This is a genomic window from Coraliomargarita sinensis (genome assembly GCF_003185655.1).
Lineage (GTDB): Bacteria > Verrucomicrobiota > Verrucomicrobiia > Opitutales > Coraliomargaritaceae > Coraliomargarita_B > Coraliomargarita_B sinensis.
On record NZ_QHJQ01000010.1, the window covers coordinates 25,806 to 39,494 of the forward strand.

The 13,689-nt window shown below is 55.9% G+C and carries 13 protein-coding genes; 4 read left to right on the plus strand and 9 right to left on the minus strand.

What is annotated here, in order from left to right:
• Window positions 1-186: 186 nt before the first annotated feature.
• From DDZ13_RS12570 to accB, 8 genes are all read right to left on the minus strand, one after another.
• A complete protein-coding gene (locus DDZ13_RS12570) occupies window positions 187-645 on the minus strand; it encodes a RidA family protein (protein WP_110131809.1) in 459 nt (152 codons plus the stop codon).
• A 62-nt stretch (window positions 646-707) separates the two neighbouring features.
• Entirely contained in the window at window positions 708-2,039 is a 1,332-nt protein-coding gene (locus DDZ13_RS12575) for a dicarboxylate/amino acid:cation symporter (protein WP_110131810.1), read from the minus strand.
• Window positions 2,040-2,044: 5 nt separating this feature from the next.
• Window positions 2,045-2,875 carry a 16S rRNA (adenine(1518)-N(6)/adenine(1519)-N(6))-dimethyltransferase RsmA gene (rsmA, locus tag DDZ13_RS12580; RefSeq protein WP_110131811.1) on the minus strand — a complete coding sequence of 277 codons (831 nt, stop codon included), beginning with the start codon at window positions 2,873-2,875 and terminating at the stop codon, window positions 2,045-2,047.
• Between the two features lie 31 nt (window positions 2,876-2,906).
• Window positions 2,907-3,704, minus strand: a complete 798-nt coding sequence (locus DDZ13_RS12585) for an indole-3-glycerol phosphate synthase TrpC (RefSeq protein ID WP_110131812.1) — start codon at window positions 3,702-3,704, stop codon at window positions 2,907-2,909.
• A gap of 108 nt (window positions 3,705-3,812) precedes the next feature.
• The gene (gene amaP / locus DDZ13_RS12590) at window positions 3,813-4,352 is read right to left on the minus strand and encodes an alkaline shock response membrane anchor protein AmaP (protein ID WP_110131813.1); all 540 of its coding nucleotides are present in this window, start codon (window positions 4,350-4,352) and stop codon (window positions 3,813-3,815) included.
• Between the two features lie 18 nt (window positions 4,353-4,370).
• On the minus strand, window positions 4,371-4,811 hold the full coding sequence (locus DDZ13_RS12595; RefSeq protein ID WP_110131814.1) for an Asp23/Gls24 family envelope stress response protein: 441 nt from the start codon (window positions 4,809-4,811) through the stop codon (window positions 4,371-4,373).
• A gap of 25 nt (window positions 4,812-4,836) precedes the next feature.
• A complete protein-coding gene (accC, locus tag DDZ13_RS12600; protein WP_110131815.1) occupies window positions 4,837-6,201 on the minus strand; it encodes an acetyl-CoA carboxylase biotin carboxylase subunit in 1,365 nt (454 codons plus the stop codon).
• Between the two features lie 8 nt (window positions 6,202-6,209).
• Complete coding sequence (gene accB, locus DDZ13_RS12605) at window positions 6,210-6,677, minus strand: acetyl-CoA carboxylase biotin carboxyl carrier protein (RefSeq protein WP_110131816.1); 468 nt, start codon at window positions 6,675-6,677, stop codon at window positions 6,210-6,212.
• Window positions 6,678-6,932: 255 nt separating this feature from the next.
• Here accB and DDZ13_RS12610 point away from each other — a divergent pair, with 255 nt between their 5' ends.
• Window positions 6,933-7,640: an exosortase-associated EpsI family protein gene (locus DDZ13_RS12610; protein ID WP_110131817.1), complete on the plus strand. Its 708-nt coding sequence runs from the start codon at window positions 6,933-6,935 to the stop codon at window positions 7,638-7,640.
• Window positions 7,641-7,663: 23 nt separating this feature from the next.
• Here the strand turns inward: DDZ13_RS12610 and DDZ13_RS12615 are convergent, their stop codons facing one another.
• Window positions 7,664-8,299: an acetyltransferase gene (locus tag DDZ13_RS12615; RefSeq protein WP_110131818.1), complete on the minus strand. Its 636-nt coding sequence runs from the start codon at window positions 8,297-8,299 to the stop codon at window positions 7,664-7,666.
• 135 nt (window positions 8,300-8,434) lie between these two features.
• Between DDZ13_RS12615 and DDZ13_RS12620 the strand changes: the two genes are divergently transcribed.
• The 3 genes from DDZ13_RS12620 to DDZ13_RS12630 are packed head-to-tail and all read left to right on the plus strand — an operon-like array spanning window position 8,435 to window position 13,687.
• The gene (locus DDZ13_RS12620; RefSeq protein WP_110131819.1) at window positions 8,435-10,381 is read left to right on the plus strand and encodes an O-antigen ligase family protein; all 1,947 of its coding nucleotides are present in this window, start codon (window positions 8,435-8,437) and stop codon (window positions 10,379-10,381) included.
• Between the two features lie 3 nt (window positions 10,382-10,384).
• A complete protein-coding gene (locus tag DDZ13_RS12625; RefSeq protein WP_110131820.1) occupies window positions 10,385-11,296 on the plus strand; it encodes a FecR family protein in 912 nt (303 codons plus the stop codon).
• A gap of 18 nt (window positions 11,297-11,314) precedes the next feature.
• A complete protein-coding gene (locus DDZ13_RS12630) occupies window positions 11,315-13,687 on the plus strand; it encodes an adenylate/guanylate cyclase domain-containing protein (protein WP_110131821.1) in 2,373 nt (790 codons plus the stop codon).
• The last annotated feature ends 2 nt before the right edge of the window (window positions 13,688-13,689 follow it).

The window sequence follows — 13,689 nt, forward strand, 5'->3', positions numbered from 1 at the left end:
ACTGCGAAGGCGTTTGGCTACGGTCGATTAGTCGAAGTAGCCGAAGCCCTTTGGCTTTGGTTCGTGTGTGGTTCAGTGCAAGCATCGGGCCAAATGCGAAGGCATTCGGCTACATCGGGCCAAACGCGAAAGCGTTCGGCGACCATACGCCCTGTGGGTCGGGCCTATTTTCAGTGCCCGGCTCTTTTAGTTGACTTCGATGACGGCGGTAATTTCGACGGTCGTGTCTTTCGGTAGACCGGTTACGGCGACGGCGGCCCGGGTATGGCGCCCGCGGTCACCTAAAATTTCAACCATGGTGTCCGATGCGCCGTTGATGACGGCCGGGCTGTCGGAAAAGCTGGGGGCGCCGTTCACAAAACCACCAAGGTGCACGACCTGTTTGATTTTATCGAGATCACCCAGATATGCTTTGGCTACAGCGAGCAGATTCAATGCGCAGACCCGGGCGGCGGCTTGCCCGTATGCGAGATCACGTTCGGCGCCGACTTTTCCCGTGTGGGTCATTTCTCCGTTCACCAGGCAAATCGCGCCGGACAGATAGAGCAGGTTTCCGGTTTGGTAAGCGGGCACATAGTTGCCGGCGGGTGCCGGTGCAGCGGGTAGTTCGATACCGAGTTCGTTAAGGCGTTCTTCTGTGGTCATAATGAGTTATTCGTACGTAGTTTTATGGTACTCATGAAACGCACCGAATACCAATTCAACGTTCAATGTTCAATCTTGGGGGTTGAATGTTCGACATTCCCGTAGGGCGTCTCGCCTTCGGAGCGGGCGATGACGACGGCACCTACGGTATCGGAGAAAACGTTGACTGCGGTTCGGCACATGTCGAGGAGGCGGTCGGTCGCCCAGATAACGCCAATGGCTTCCACCGGTAGGCCGACAGCGGGTAGAATAACCGCAATCGCGACCAGACTGGCTGCCGGTATGCCGGCAACCCCGATACTCGTGGTCAGGGCAAGAAAGACGACGAGCAGCTGCTGGCCGAGGTCTAGTGCCACGCCTCCGGCGGAGGCGTAGAGCTGCGAGATAAACAACACGACAATACATTCATAGAGCGCAGTGCCGTCCATGTTGACCGTTGCGCCCAGCGGCAGAGTAAAAGAACAGGTTTTGCTTGAGACCTTTGCCTCTTCTTCAACGGTTTCCATGGTCAGGGGCAGGGTCGCCGAAGAGCTGGATGTGGAAAAGGCGGTCAACAGCACGGGGCTCATCGCCTTGTAGTGTTCTATCGGCCGCACCTTACCAAAGAATTTAAGGATGAGGCCGAGGCTGATAATAAAGTGGAGTGCCAGTGCGATGAGGACGGTGAGAAAGAATGCCAGGATCGCTCCGAGCAGTTTGTCAAAGGGGGCTTCAAGCAATTTTGGCGTGACCAGTCCGAAGACACCGATGGGGGCAAAGCGAATGATAAACTCGGTCAGCATGAGCATGACCTGCTGGGCGCTATCCCAGAATTTTTGCTGGGCTTCACGCAAGTCGGGATTCAGCTTGCCGATGAAGAGGCCGAATAGAATCGAGAAAGTAATGACTCCGAGCAATTGCCCGTTGTTACTGGCAGCATCGACGATGTTTGACGGAAACATGCGAAGGAAGACTTCCACCACATCGCTGGCGTCCCGGCCTTCCACTTTCTCGATCAAACCTTGATCGGCCGAAGTGATCTCCGCTTCGCCCAGCATCGCCTGTGCGGTCTCTGCATCCACGTTGCCCGGGGCCATGATATTGACCACCAGCAAGCCGACGGTGACGGCCAGTGCGCCGCTCGTGGTATAATAAAGCAAAGTCTTGCCGCCAATGCGCCCCAGGCCCTTCTCTCCCCCGAGGTGCATGACACCCCCGATGATCGAGGTGACAATCAGCGGGACGATGATCATCTTGAGCGCGTTCATGAACAGGCTGCCGACGAACGCGCAGAACCCCAGAGTGGCGGATTGGAAACCCTCACTGGCTCCGGGGAGTATAAAGAGCCCGAAAATAGCCCCCAGTACGAGAGCAAGCAGGATTTGCCAATGAAGTTTCCAGCGAATCGGGTTCATCGAAACTAGCTGAGCGCTTTTGCCAGTGCTTGCCAATGCTCAAGTGGTACCTCTTCGGGCCGCACATTGTCTGAGACGCCCTGCTCGAGGAGTTGCGCAAACCAGAATTTGGCCTCCGGCTCAGCCTCTTTTCGACACAGAGCGCCGAGTTGTTTGCGGCGTTGGGTGAAAATGCGTCGCACACACTGCCTGGCGGCCTCGGAGAAACGGACTGCATTGGGTTTTCGCTCCAACCAGAGCAGGGCGGAATCGACCTTCGGTGCGGGGCAGAAGCAGGCCGCTGAGACCGGATGCTTGCCCCGGATCGTGTAAGCCGATTGCAGGAATATGGAGATGGCACCGAAATTCTTACTGCCGTGCTGGGCAGCGTAGCGGTCGGCCGCTTCCTTTTGTAGCATCAGTACCATGCATTCCGGTAATGGACCGGACAGAACGGCTTCCATCCAGGGCGTGGAAACTGCGTAGGGGAGGTTGGCCACGATCTTAAAGTCATCGGATTGAGCCGACGGGAGGCCTGCCAGCGGAAAATCAAGACAATCGCCTTCCGTCAGGTGAAACTGGGGCGACCCGGGAAGCAGCGACTCACGTAAGTATGCGGATAGTGCCGGATCGCGCTCAACGGCCCAAAGTTTACTGCCCGATGCCAGTATGGCCTGCGAAAGGGTTCCCAGGCCCGGTCCGACTTCGACGACTGCATCTCCCTTTTGCAGGCCGGCAAGTTCGACCGACTTGCGGACAATATTGCCGTCGATCAGGAAGTTCTGCCCCAGCTTCTTATTAGGCTGATGGCCCAGCTTACTCAGAAGCTCTTTCGTTTGGCTTGGGCTTAGCGGCATGTGAAGGTGGGGAGGTAGAAAGGTGGGACGATCAGGCTTGGTGAAAGGCTTCCATGAGTGCTTCCGGATCCTCCGCTTTCATGAGTGCTTCCCCCACCAGGATTGCATCGGCCCCACATTCACGGGCACGGGTGGCATCCTCAGGGTCGAAGATACCGCTTTCGCTGACCTTGATGATCCCGTTGGGGATTTGCGGGATGAGCGCTTCGGACACGACCAGATCGGTTTTGAATCGTTTCAGGTCCCGGTTGTTGACTCCGATAATCTTCGGGTCGAACCGCAGGGCTTTTTCCAATTCGCGCTCTTCGTGAATTTCGTAGAGAATGTCCAAACCGGCGATGTCTGCAGCATCGCGGAGGGCTTTGATTTCGTCGTTTTCCAATGCGCGAACGATGATGAGGATGCAGCGGGCTCCGGCCTCGGCCGCTTCGGCCACCTGAACGGGGTGAACCATGAAATCCTTGCGGAGACAGGGCGTTTTGCGCTGGTGGCACTCCAAAAACTCCACCACATCCCAAAGGTCCTGCAACTTGCCGCCGAAATAATCCGTATCGGTCAGGATCGAGAGGCAGTCGGCTTCCGCATTCACATACTCCCGCGCCTGTTCCACGGCATCCAGGGTGGCCGAGGCGATTTCGCCGGCAGAGGGTGACTTGCGTTTGATCTCTGCGATGACAGAGAGCCTGTCCTTTCGGGCAAGTGCCTTGAGAAAGCTGCCGCCCTGGCGCTGCATTTGCCCGAGGCGTTCCAGTTCCTGGTTCCGAACCGGCCGAATGCTGCCAGCGAGAGCCTGCCGCTTGGCGGCCATGATTTCAGATAGCTTGTCCATGTTGATTCGCGGCCAAGATTGTCGGGCTCCGCCATGAGATCAAGCTGGACTTACGTGTTGATCCAAATCCTGGGGGTGCAGCGGCGAGCAAGCTTTCAGGGAGGTGCCTTAGTAAGACGACGAAGTGCCGCTTTTCGGTTCTTCCGGATCGTCGAAGATTTCTTCCTCCGGCTCTTCCGCCGGTTCCGGGTCGGGCTGCTTCTTGGCAATCGAGCTGCTGGGCTCAAGCCGCCCGCTTTTAAAACCAGTCGCCACGATGTTGATCCGGCCGAGGTTTTCGATGCCGAGATTTTCCGTCAAAGCCTTACGCAGGTGGGATTGCAATGTTTCTTCGATGGAGCGCAGCTGGGCGCCACTGGCCAGTTTCAGGCGTACTTCGAAGTGGGTTTTGTTCCCCTTCGCATTCATGCGGACCTGCGGCTTGGACACTTCCTTGATTTGCTCGCAGGAAGTTTGCACCAGTTCGACGATTGCCGAACGGCTGACCATGACCTGGCCATTCGTGGTGACATAAGCCGTCACATTCTTGGGCTGGCGCCGTACGAGGAGTATGAGAAAAAAGGCAAGCACCAGCACCGCCGCAGCGCTGTAAAGATATGTCGGCTGAGTCAAATGCTCAAGAGTTTCGCTTAGTGTCGCCCAATCCATAAATCGCCCGTTTCGGAATTAATCCGTGTGCTCGTCTTCCCACTCTTCCTGCTGCTTCTCTTCCTCGTGCGTGCGCACTCCATCAATGACTACATTGACGCGGGAAACATTTTTGCTGGTCATTTTTTCAACCTGCTCGGAAATACGCTGTTGGATCTGGGTAGCAACGGCCGCCAGCTCAACTCCGAAACGGAGGATGACGCGGATCTCAATTTGATAGTCGCCTGCCTCGTCTTCTTCGACCCGCACACCTCTTTCATCTCCCTTTTTGGAGAAGATCTCAGCGATACCATCGACGAATCCGCCACCGACTGCAGCGACGCCGGCTACTTCCAGGGCAGCCAGCCGGACAATACTCGCGACGACGCTGTGGTTAATGCGAATGTCGCCGAGTGTATTGGAATCTTCAGAAACCGTTGGGATGGAAGACTCGTTTGGATTATCGGATTCCTTGTTCATAGTGATTAACTTAGGGTGTGTATGCTCAGGTGTAAATATCCTTTGGGACGCGATTAATAAATTCTTCAATGAATTTGGTGGTCGCTTTACCCTCGCGGAAGTAAGGGTCGCGGATGATGGCGCGGCTGAAAGGAATATTGGTTTTGATGCCCCGGATGAGATATTCCCCGAGGGCACGATCCATCCGGTCCAGGGCCAGTTCGCGGGTCTTCCCGAAGGTCATGACCTTGGCAATCATACTGTCGTAGTGCGGTGGAATGGTGTAACCGCTGTAAACGTGCGAGTCGATCCGCACGCCGTGTCCGCCGGGGGAGTAGTAAAGCGTGATCTCGCCCGGGCAGGGCGCAAAATTACGGCTCGGATCCTCTGCGCAAACGCGGCACTCGATCGCATGGCGGGTGATCTTGATGTCCTTCTGCTCGTAGCTGAGTTTCTGTCCGCTGGCGATCAGCAGCTGTTCCTTGACCAGATCAACACCGGTGATTTCTTCCGTCACCCCGTGTTCCACCTGGATCCGGGTATTCATCTCGATGAAGTAGTAGTTTTGCTTCTCATCCATGAGAAACTCGATGGTCCCGGCGCCTTCGTAATTGACCGACTTCGCCAGCTTGACGGCATCGCGCCCCATCTTTTTGCGGGTCTCCGCACTGATGAAAGGGGAGGGAGCTTCCTCGATTACCTTCTGGTGGCGTCGCTGCACCGAGCAGTCGCGCTCGCCGAGGTGGATGACGTTTCCGTGCTGGTCGCCCAGAATCTGGATTTCGATATGGCGCGGTGCTTCGAGGAATTTCTCGATGTAAACGGCACCGTTACCGAAAGCCTTCTCTGCTTCGTTGCGGGCGCTGCTGTATTCCTTGGTGAAGGCAACGGCGTTGTGCGCCACGCGCATGCCCTTACCGCCACCGCCGGCCACTGCCTTGATGATGACGGGGAAACCGATCTTCTTCGCGACGGCGAGGGCGTCCTTCTCATTATCCACGATTCCTTCGCTGCCGGGAATGACAGGAACCTTGGCTTTGACCGCCATTTCGCGGGCCCGTGCTTTGTCGCCGAAGTTAACGATGGCGTCCGAGCTGGGGCCGATAAATTTGATTTTGCAGTTTTCACATTGCTCGGCGAAGTCGGCATTTTCCGCCAGGAAACCGTATCCCGGGTGGATCGCATCCACATTTGCAATTTCGGCTGCGGCGATGATGCGGTCCGCTTTCAGGTAGCTCAGATGGCTCGGGGGCGGGCCGATGCAGATCGCCTCGTCAGCGAGCTGCACGTGGAGCGACTGCTCATCCGCCTCGGAGTAGACACAAAGCGTCTTGATTCCCAGTTCGTTACAGGCCCGGACGATGCGCAGCGCAATCTCGCCCCGGTTTGCGATAAGGACTTTTTTTATCATCCAGAGCGTTAAGCAGTTTTCACTTTGAAGAGTGGCTGGCCGTATTCGACTGCCTCGCCATTCTCAACGAGCACTTCAGTAATGGTTCCGCTAAGTTCGGCCTGAATCTCATTCATGACCTTCATCGCTTCGATGATACAGACGACGCTTTCGGAGCCAACCTTTTTGCCGACATCCGTAAAGGTCGGGCTGTCCGGTGACGGGGCGCGGTAGAAAGTACCGACCATCGGTGACTTGATCACGGAAATGCCGGCCTCTTCAGCAGGTTTTGCGGCTTCTTCGGCAGGTGCTGCCGCGGCAGCAGGTTGCTGTGCTGCCGCCGGTTGGGCAACAGGAGCGGGCGCTTGTATGATCTGCGGCGCGTCGCCGTTGTCACGGCTCAGCCTCAGCTTGAAGCCCTCTTCTTCAAATTCGAACTCCGAGAGTTCCGAGCGTTTCATTAAATCGACGACTTGTTTGATCAGTTTTATATCCAAGGTGTTTCCTTTGTTGGGTCGTTGGTAGTTCTGATTAATTAGAATGTAAATGTGTTGGATTAGCTCCGTATTTGGCGATCATGAAAGGCAAGCTTTTCGTCTTGTGCAACGACTTTGTTACACCGATAGGCTTTGTTTCAAGGTAGGGCGCAAACTTGACTCAAAACATTAGCTGGCTTAGCTCAATCTATTATTCACCTCTTATTTCCGTAGATTCCACCCCCCCCCCCTGTGAAGCGTTTCGTTCTAGTATGCATGGCCCTCGGCCTGATCCTCGTCATGTCGACCGGCCTGGTCTTCGCTTTTTTTGTGCCCGAAGTTGAGCCGACGATTGACCGCTCACTCGAGGAACTGCTTCCGGAGCATATTGCAGGCTGGCATTCCACCAACGTGCCACTCTCCCAAACGCCGGAGGGGGAGGAGCGGGTTCTGGATGTGCTCGACCTGGACGATGTTTTTTGCCGTCAGTACACCAAAGGGGATACTGAAATTATGGTCTACGTGGCCTACTGGTTTCCGGGCAGTGAGCCTTACAGTTCGGTAGCCATTCACAATCCGGACAGTTGCTGGGTGATTGCCGGTTGGGACGTGCTGGAGCGCGAAAGCAATCGAAGTGTCAAGATGTCCGGCTATCCCCTCAAAGAGCACGAGTGGGGCGTCTACGAGAAGGATAACAACGAAGTGTATGTGCTTTTCTGGCATCTGCTCGGAGGCGAGCCGAACAAGCATATCAAAAACATGATTTGGACCAGTTCCGGCATCGATAGTTTCAAGCGTCAGTTTTACTTCATCTACAACATGTATCAGATGGGCTTCGACCTCGGCCAGGACCAGCTTTTTGTCCGGATCTCTTCGAACAAGCCGTTCGAAGAGGTGGAAGCAAGCGGCGAGCTTGATGATATCCTGTCCGCCCTGGAAGGACTTGGGCTGACCAGGGAAAATGCCCAGTCGAAGCTTAATTGAGCGGCACTTCAGCCATCATCGCTTCACCTTTGCATAAGGATATAATTTGGCTTCGGGATAAGTCGTACATTCTGGTGGCGGATCGACTCGGTGATCTGGCATCCCATGCCGATATGCACGCCGTCCGGCACGCACAGCGGCGCATCATAGCTTCCGTTGTTGAAGCTGGCGCCGGCACCGATGAAGACATTCTTGCCGAGTTCGACATGTCCGGACAGGCAGACCCGGGGGCCGACGTGGGTAAAATCTGAAATTTTGGCATCGTGGCCGACGATGCTGTGTGTGTTCACGATGCAGGCATCCCCCACGACGGCATCCGGGCCGATGTAGGCAAACGCTCCGATGTAGGTGCCCGGTCCGATGGTCGCGGATTCAGAGATGGAGGCTTCCTTTGAGATAATACTGACGAAATTTATCTTAGCAGCATACTGCTCGTAGAAGCGCTTTCGGTGGTCGTTGTTACCTATGGCGGCAATGCAGTCCCAATCGGCGTATTGGTCGGGTTTGAAATCCGCCTCCGCTACGGCAGACAGTCCTTCAATATGGGAGGTGCCGTCGGTCGTGACGATCCCGAAGCGCTCATAGCCCATCACCCGCGCCGCAGCGATGACATCTTTCGCGTGACCGGAACCGCCGAATACGAGTAGTTTTTTCGTCATTACAAAATGCGTGTTACTTCATTTCTCTTTTATAGGCACCGAAGTGCAAGACAGGAGTTTGGATTGCCTGCGGGCACAAAATATGCGTTTACCCAGATGTCAGATAAATCTATCTCAGAAGTTTGCTGATTTCTTATGCCATCCCTAATCAAAAAAGCCGGAAGTATTGATTACTTCGGTGAGCTCACCTGGGCCAATTTTCTCGATTGGTTGATCACCTTTTGTCTGGGTGCTATCATCGTGCTTACGGCGACACAGCTGGGCGGCGTTCGGCCGGAAACTCAGCTTCAGCAGCTGCCGCTCTATGTTCTCCTGATGGCGTTGCACGGACTAAGCCTGGCCGTGTGCCGGCCGGAGTCGCGTAAGCTCAATCCGGTGCCCTTCCTGTTTGTCCCCTTCCTGATCTGGGGCTTCGCCTCGGTCATGTTTTGGACGCCGACGCCATGGCGTGGCAGCTACGAACTGGTTTATTTTTTGACCGCCTTTCTCTTCGGCTGGGTTGCGGTCAACAACGTCCGGACCCGGGCGCACCTCTGGGCGCTCTTGATCATCGCGATGGTCCCGGTCGCAAAGGGGATCTTCGTCGGCTACTATCAGTTTTTTCAGGACTCGACGAAAATGGCGGCGATTGCCATCGGCTACCCGCTTGAAATCAGTGCCCGGTATCGCGGTCAGGCGACCGGTATCTTTGCGGATCCGGGCAGTTTTGCCACGTTCTTACTGATTCTACTTCCCTGCTTCACCATTGCCGCATTCGTTCCCCGGCTGCCGAAAGTCTTGCGGGTTCTCAGTTTCTATGTGGCCCTTATCCTGGTTGTCGGGATCACTCTGACCCAAACCTATTGGGCGGCGGCTGCGGTGGTGGTGATGATGGCTGTCGTACCCTGGTTTTGTTTCGAGGGATTGGGGCGCCGTTACCTGTATTCTTTTATCGGGGTTGCTGCCGCACTGGCAGTCTTTCTCCTGATGTATTCGTTCAACCCGCTCTTTGAGCGAGGCCTGGTCCAGGCGCTGACACCTGAAGGCGAGGGGATTCGCCTCGTGCTTTGGCGGGAGACACTGAGTCAACTGGCTCAAAATCCGATCTTTGGCAGTGGGGCCGGGAGCTTTTCTTTGATGTTGGAGAGCAGCCCAGATCTCTCCCTTGCAGAATTGCCGGTGACGCCACACAACGATTTCCTGCTGGTTCTCAGCGCGTATGGATTCATCGGTGCGGGGCTTTTGTTCATCCCCCTGGGCGTTGTCTTTTTGAGATCTTTACGGCAGTGGTCGAAAGAGCCATTCAAGTTGAAATCCCGAAGCCGTGACGTCATGTCTTCGCAGAAGTTCTTTCTTTCTCTGGCGATTAGTGCCGGTATCGCTATTATTTTGAGCGGAGCACTTCACTTCCTGATTTATATCCCTGCCCTCTTGCTCTATGCCACCTTGATGGGTGCGGTCCTGGTCAAGTCCAGCTATCGCCGGACCCTCCCGCTGCCGAAATTTCGATCGTTCGGCATGCTTTACTTTCTCATTGGGACCACGGTCGCTGCGGTCTTTTGGTCGCATGCATCGCTGCTTCTTGAGTCGCAGGGACAGGAACTACAGGCCAGACAGCGCCTGGAAAACTTGGTGGAGCGGGGCATTGGCGTGTCGGGCAAGTTTGAACTGCTTGATCAGGTGATCGAAACTTACGAGGATGCGCTCATTGCAAACCCTGAAAATGCGGATGCCTGGGCCGGCCTCAGTATGGCGATCTGTCAGTTGCATTACCGTGACCCCTCAAAGTTTGCCACAACGGGCGCACGTGCTGTCAAGGCCGCGTCCAGGGCCTACGAGATTTGCCCGGAGTATTGGCTGGCTTCCTCCCAACTGGGTGTGGCACTTGCGCTATCCGGCAAAATTGAAGAAGCCGGCACCGCATTGAAGCGTGCGGTTGAGCTCGCCCCCAATTCGAGTAACGCACATTACTATTACGCGGCATTTCTGGGCAGCGATGCTTCGATGCGCGAAGAAGCGGTCGAGCAGGTTCGCCGCGCGCTTGAAATCGATCCGAACAATGCCGCTGCCCGGCGCCTGGAGCAGAAACTGTTAATTCTTTGATCCATGAGAACCTTTCCGAAATTTGTCATTCTATTGCTCGTGTTCGGCGTCCGGCCTGTTGCGGCCGAAGCGTGGGTGCGTGGCTCGGCCATGGTGGTCGAGGCCTCGGGCGAGGTTCAGTTGACGGATACCGCCGCGGGTAAGACTTACCAGGATTTCGGGCAGGCGACCTATTTTTCCGGGATGTTTTCCAGTCAGGCGCAGGCGGATGGGTCGATTCTCATTCATACCTCAAACGCTATGACGCTCGGTTTTCGTGGGGGAGGTTATTTTTCTGTCGAGCGTTTTGAAGGTCTTTACGAGGCCCAAAGTACCGGTGAACGGGAGGAACTTACGGAAATTCGTAGTCGTATGATTCTTAATTTGCGCCGGGGCGAGCTCCTGATTGACAGTCGCTCGCTGACTGCCGATTCCAAGTTTGTCGTGGAAACTCCCTTTGGCCGGATCTCGAGTGTTAAGGCGGTCTTGCTCGTGCGGATTGACTTCGACTACCGCAGTAACATCTACGATTTCACGATTTCCTGCACGGAAGGGACGGTTCGCCTCAGTGACAAACGCGGGGAATCCTACTTGATTTACGCAGGGCAGCGGATCTCGGGTGCGGGCAGTTATTTGGCGCCGGCAATTGAAGTGGGGGAGCAGACCGACCAAATTCGTGAAAAATTCGAGCAGTTTTTATCTCGATTGGATCGTATGGAGCTGGACGAAATGGATCAAACGAAACTGTGGGCCCATACCAAAGCGCTCGCTGATTTTAGCGATGTGGAGGTGGTTGTTTCCCCGTCGAATGATGGCCGGCCCGTAGAACAGGCCAGACGCCCACGCGTGATTGAGTTCGCGCCCCGTGCCGAAACCATTTCACCGTTTCGCGGTGAAGTGAAACCACCCTCAAAGAATCAGGCCGAACTTTTTTAACCGCTAAAAAGAGCTTACGTGAGCCGGACCAGACAACTCATCGCCTACGCGGTACTCATTGCCATGTCTGCCGGGCTCTGGGTTGCTCTAAGCCTATCCGGTCTCTTGGACGGTGTGGAGCAGGAGGCTCTTCGTTGGCGTTACCTTGTGCGTGGGGAGAAAGTCTCGGGGGCACCGATTGTTTTCGTCAATGTGGATCCGAAGACGGTGGCCAAAATGGGAGATAAGCCTTGGGACCGTTTAAATTTCGCCCAGACGGTCGAGGCCCTGCTTGGACCCGGAAAGGCTCGGGCGGTTGGGGTCGATATTATTTTCTCGCCCATGGGCACCGGCTCTTTGCTCGACGTAAAGCGGGCGCGGAAAGGTGATCTGCGCTTCGGGCAAGTGGTGGCTCGCTACTCCGATAAGTTGGTACTTGCGGCAGCCTACACGGGCACAAGCGGAGGTCTGTCGGAATTACCCCTTCGCCGTAATGGGTTTACGGATCCGCCGGACGTGCCTTTCCCGGAGGCGCCGACATTTCCCATTATTACATTTGATACCGGTCGCCTGGGGTTGGCCAACGTGGATGAAGAGCTCAACCGGGGCGATGTGCCCCACATGCTCCCCGCGATTATTGAGGCCGAGGGCGAAGGCTTTAGTCGGCATTTGATTAACGGGCAGCGGCGTTATTTTTACCATATTCTCAACGATCCGGAAATCGTGCTGGAGGGTGGCAATATGCAATTAAAGGACGCCGATGGATTTGCGCTCGATCCGATCCCGGCTCATAGCTCGCATCGGCTGCTAAGTTTGGGTTTGGAAGTTTTTCTTGCTGCTCATGACCTTGATTCAGAAGCAGTCGAGTGGTCCGGGAGTGCTCTGCGCATCCGCAGGGAGGGCTCGATCTTTCGCGAAATACCGCTGATCCAGGGGCAGACGATTGAGGTCAATTGGTTCAGGGACTGGGCGGACCAAGGCGCCGGGCTACACTACAGCATGGCGGATGTGCTCGAAGCGGCCAATACGCTTGGGGCGGCGGCCGCGGCAGGCGATGCTGCCGCAGTATCCGAGTGGGAGGCTTGGTTCGAGCGCTTCCACGACAAGGTTATTTTTATCGGGGGTGTGGATGCCACCTTAAAGGACCTCGCGCCCACGCCTTTTAGCCGTGCGCCTATGCCCAAGGTCGGGCTGCACGCCAACGTCTACCGAACCGTTCAAGAGCAGGCTTATGTTTCCCGGGTTCAAGGGATCGGTTCGTCTCTGATTGTTTTTCTCCTCACCATCATGGTGTCGGTCCTGATTCTGTGGAGCGGCCGGGGGCGGGTGTGGACCCGTGCCGGAGGCGTGGTTGCGCTTCTCGCTTACACCGGTCTGGTTTTTTATGCCTTTAATTACGGGTCCTGTATCCTGCCGCTGATCGCGCCGGTGGGTGGTGCCGCGACTGCAACTTTGCTTGTCGTCGTTTTTAAGTTGAGCGTGGAGGAGTGGCAGCGTCGGCGTATCAAAACGCTCTTCGGGGCCTATGTTTCGCCCAGCCTCGTCGAGGAAATGGTGGAGTCGGAGCGCGACCCCGAGCTTGGAGGCACGGAAGTCCAGGTCACTGCGCTCTTTTCCGATGTTGAGGGCTTCTCCGCGATCTCGGAGGAACTCAGTCCGAGTGATCTCGTGGCACTGATGAATGAATACCTGGGCGCCATGACCCAAACCTTTCAGGAGCAGCAGGGTACCCTGGATAAATATATTGGCGATGCCATCGTCACCATGTTCGGGATGCCTTACCCGGTCGAAGATCATGCCATTAAGGCATGCTACTCGGCCGTACGGATGCAGGAGCGGCATGCCGAATTGCGTCTGCACTGGGCGCAGGAAGGTAAATGGCCGGAGAAGGTGCTGAAGATGCGCACGCGCATTGGCATTAATACCGGTGAGGCTGTTATCGGCAACATGGGCAGCAAGATGCGATTCACCTATACCATGATGGGCGACTCGGTGAATCTCGCCGCCCGCTGCGAAAGCGGGGCCAAGAGCTACGGTGTCTATACCATGATCACTGAAGACACCCTGAAGGCCGCTCTGGCGCACGGCGGCAGCCTGGATTACCGCAAATTGGACCGAATCATCGTCAAGGGTCGCAGCCAGCCGGTCGATATCTTCGAGCTCTGGGACGGTACCTTGGACGAAGCCAAGCGAAAGTCCTGCAAGAAGGCCTATGAGGAAGCTCTGGACGCTTATTTCGCCGGGCGGTGGGAATCGGCATTATCCGGTTTCGAGGCCAGCCTGCCGCATGAGCCGTGCCGCGAGTTTGCCCCGACCACTCCTTCCGAGGTCCTTGCGGCCCGCTGCCGGGAATTTATCGAGCACGGCGCGCCCGATCCCTGGGACGGCGTCTATCGCATGACCTCAAAATAGCC

Excerpts from the sequence above, each read along its gene's own strand:
- DDZ13_RS12570 (WP_110131809.1), bottom strand. The coding sequence starts at position 645 with ATGACCACAGAAGAACGCCTTAACGAACTCGGTATCGAACTACCCGCT.
- DDZ13_RS12575 (WP_110131810.1), bottom strand. The coding sequence starts at position 2,039 with ATGAACCCGATTCGCTGGAAACTTCATTGGCAAATCCTGCTTGCTCTC.
- rsmA (WP_110131811.1), bottom strand. The coding sequence starts at position 2,875 with ATGCCGCTAAGCCCAAGCCAAACGAAAGAGCTTCTGAGTAAGCTGGGC.
- DDZ13_RS12585 (WP_110131812.1), bottom strand. The coding sequence starts at position 3,704 with ATGGACAAGCTATCTGAAATCATGGCCGCCAAGCGGCAGGCTCTCGCT.
- amaP (WP_110131813.1), bottom strand. The coding sequence starts at position 4,352 with ATGGATTGGGCGACACTAAGCGAAACTCTTGAGCATTTGACTCAGCCG.
- DDZ13_RS12595 (WP_110131814.1), bottom strand. The coding sequence starts at position 4,811 with ATGAACAAGGAATCCGATAATCCAAACGAGTCTTCCATCCCAACGGTT.
- accC (WP_110131815.1), bottom strand. The coding sequence starts at position 6,201 with ATGATAAAAAAAGTCCTTATCGCAAACCGGGGCGAGATTGCGCTGCGC.
- DDZ13_RS12610 (WP_110131817.1), top strand. The coding sequence starts at position 6,933 with ATGGCCCTCGGCCTGATCCTCGTCATGTCGACCGGCCTGGTCTTCGCT.
- DDZ13_RS12615 (WP_110131818.1), bottom strand. The coding sequence starts at position 8,299 with ATGACGAAAAAACTACTCGTATTCGGCGGTTCCGGTCACGCGAAAGAT.
- DDZ13_RS12620 (WP_110131819.1), top strand. The coding sequence starts at position 8,435 with ATGCCATCCCTAATCAAAAAAGCCGGAAGTATTGATTACTTCGGTGAG.
- DDZ13_RS12625 (WP_110131820.1), top strand. The coding sequence starts at position 10,385 with ATGAGAACCTTTCCGAAATTTGTCATTCTATTGCTCGTGTTCGGCGTC.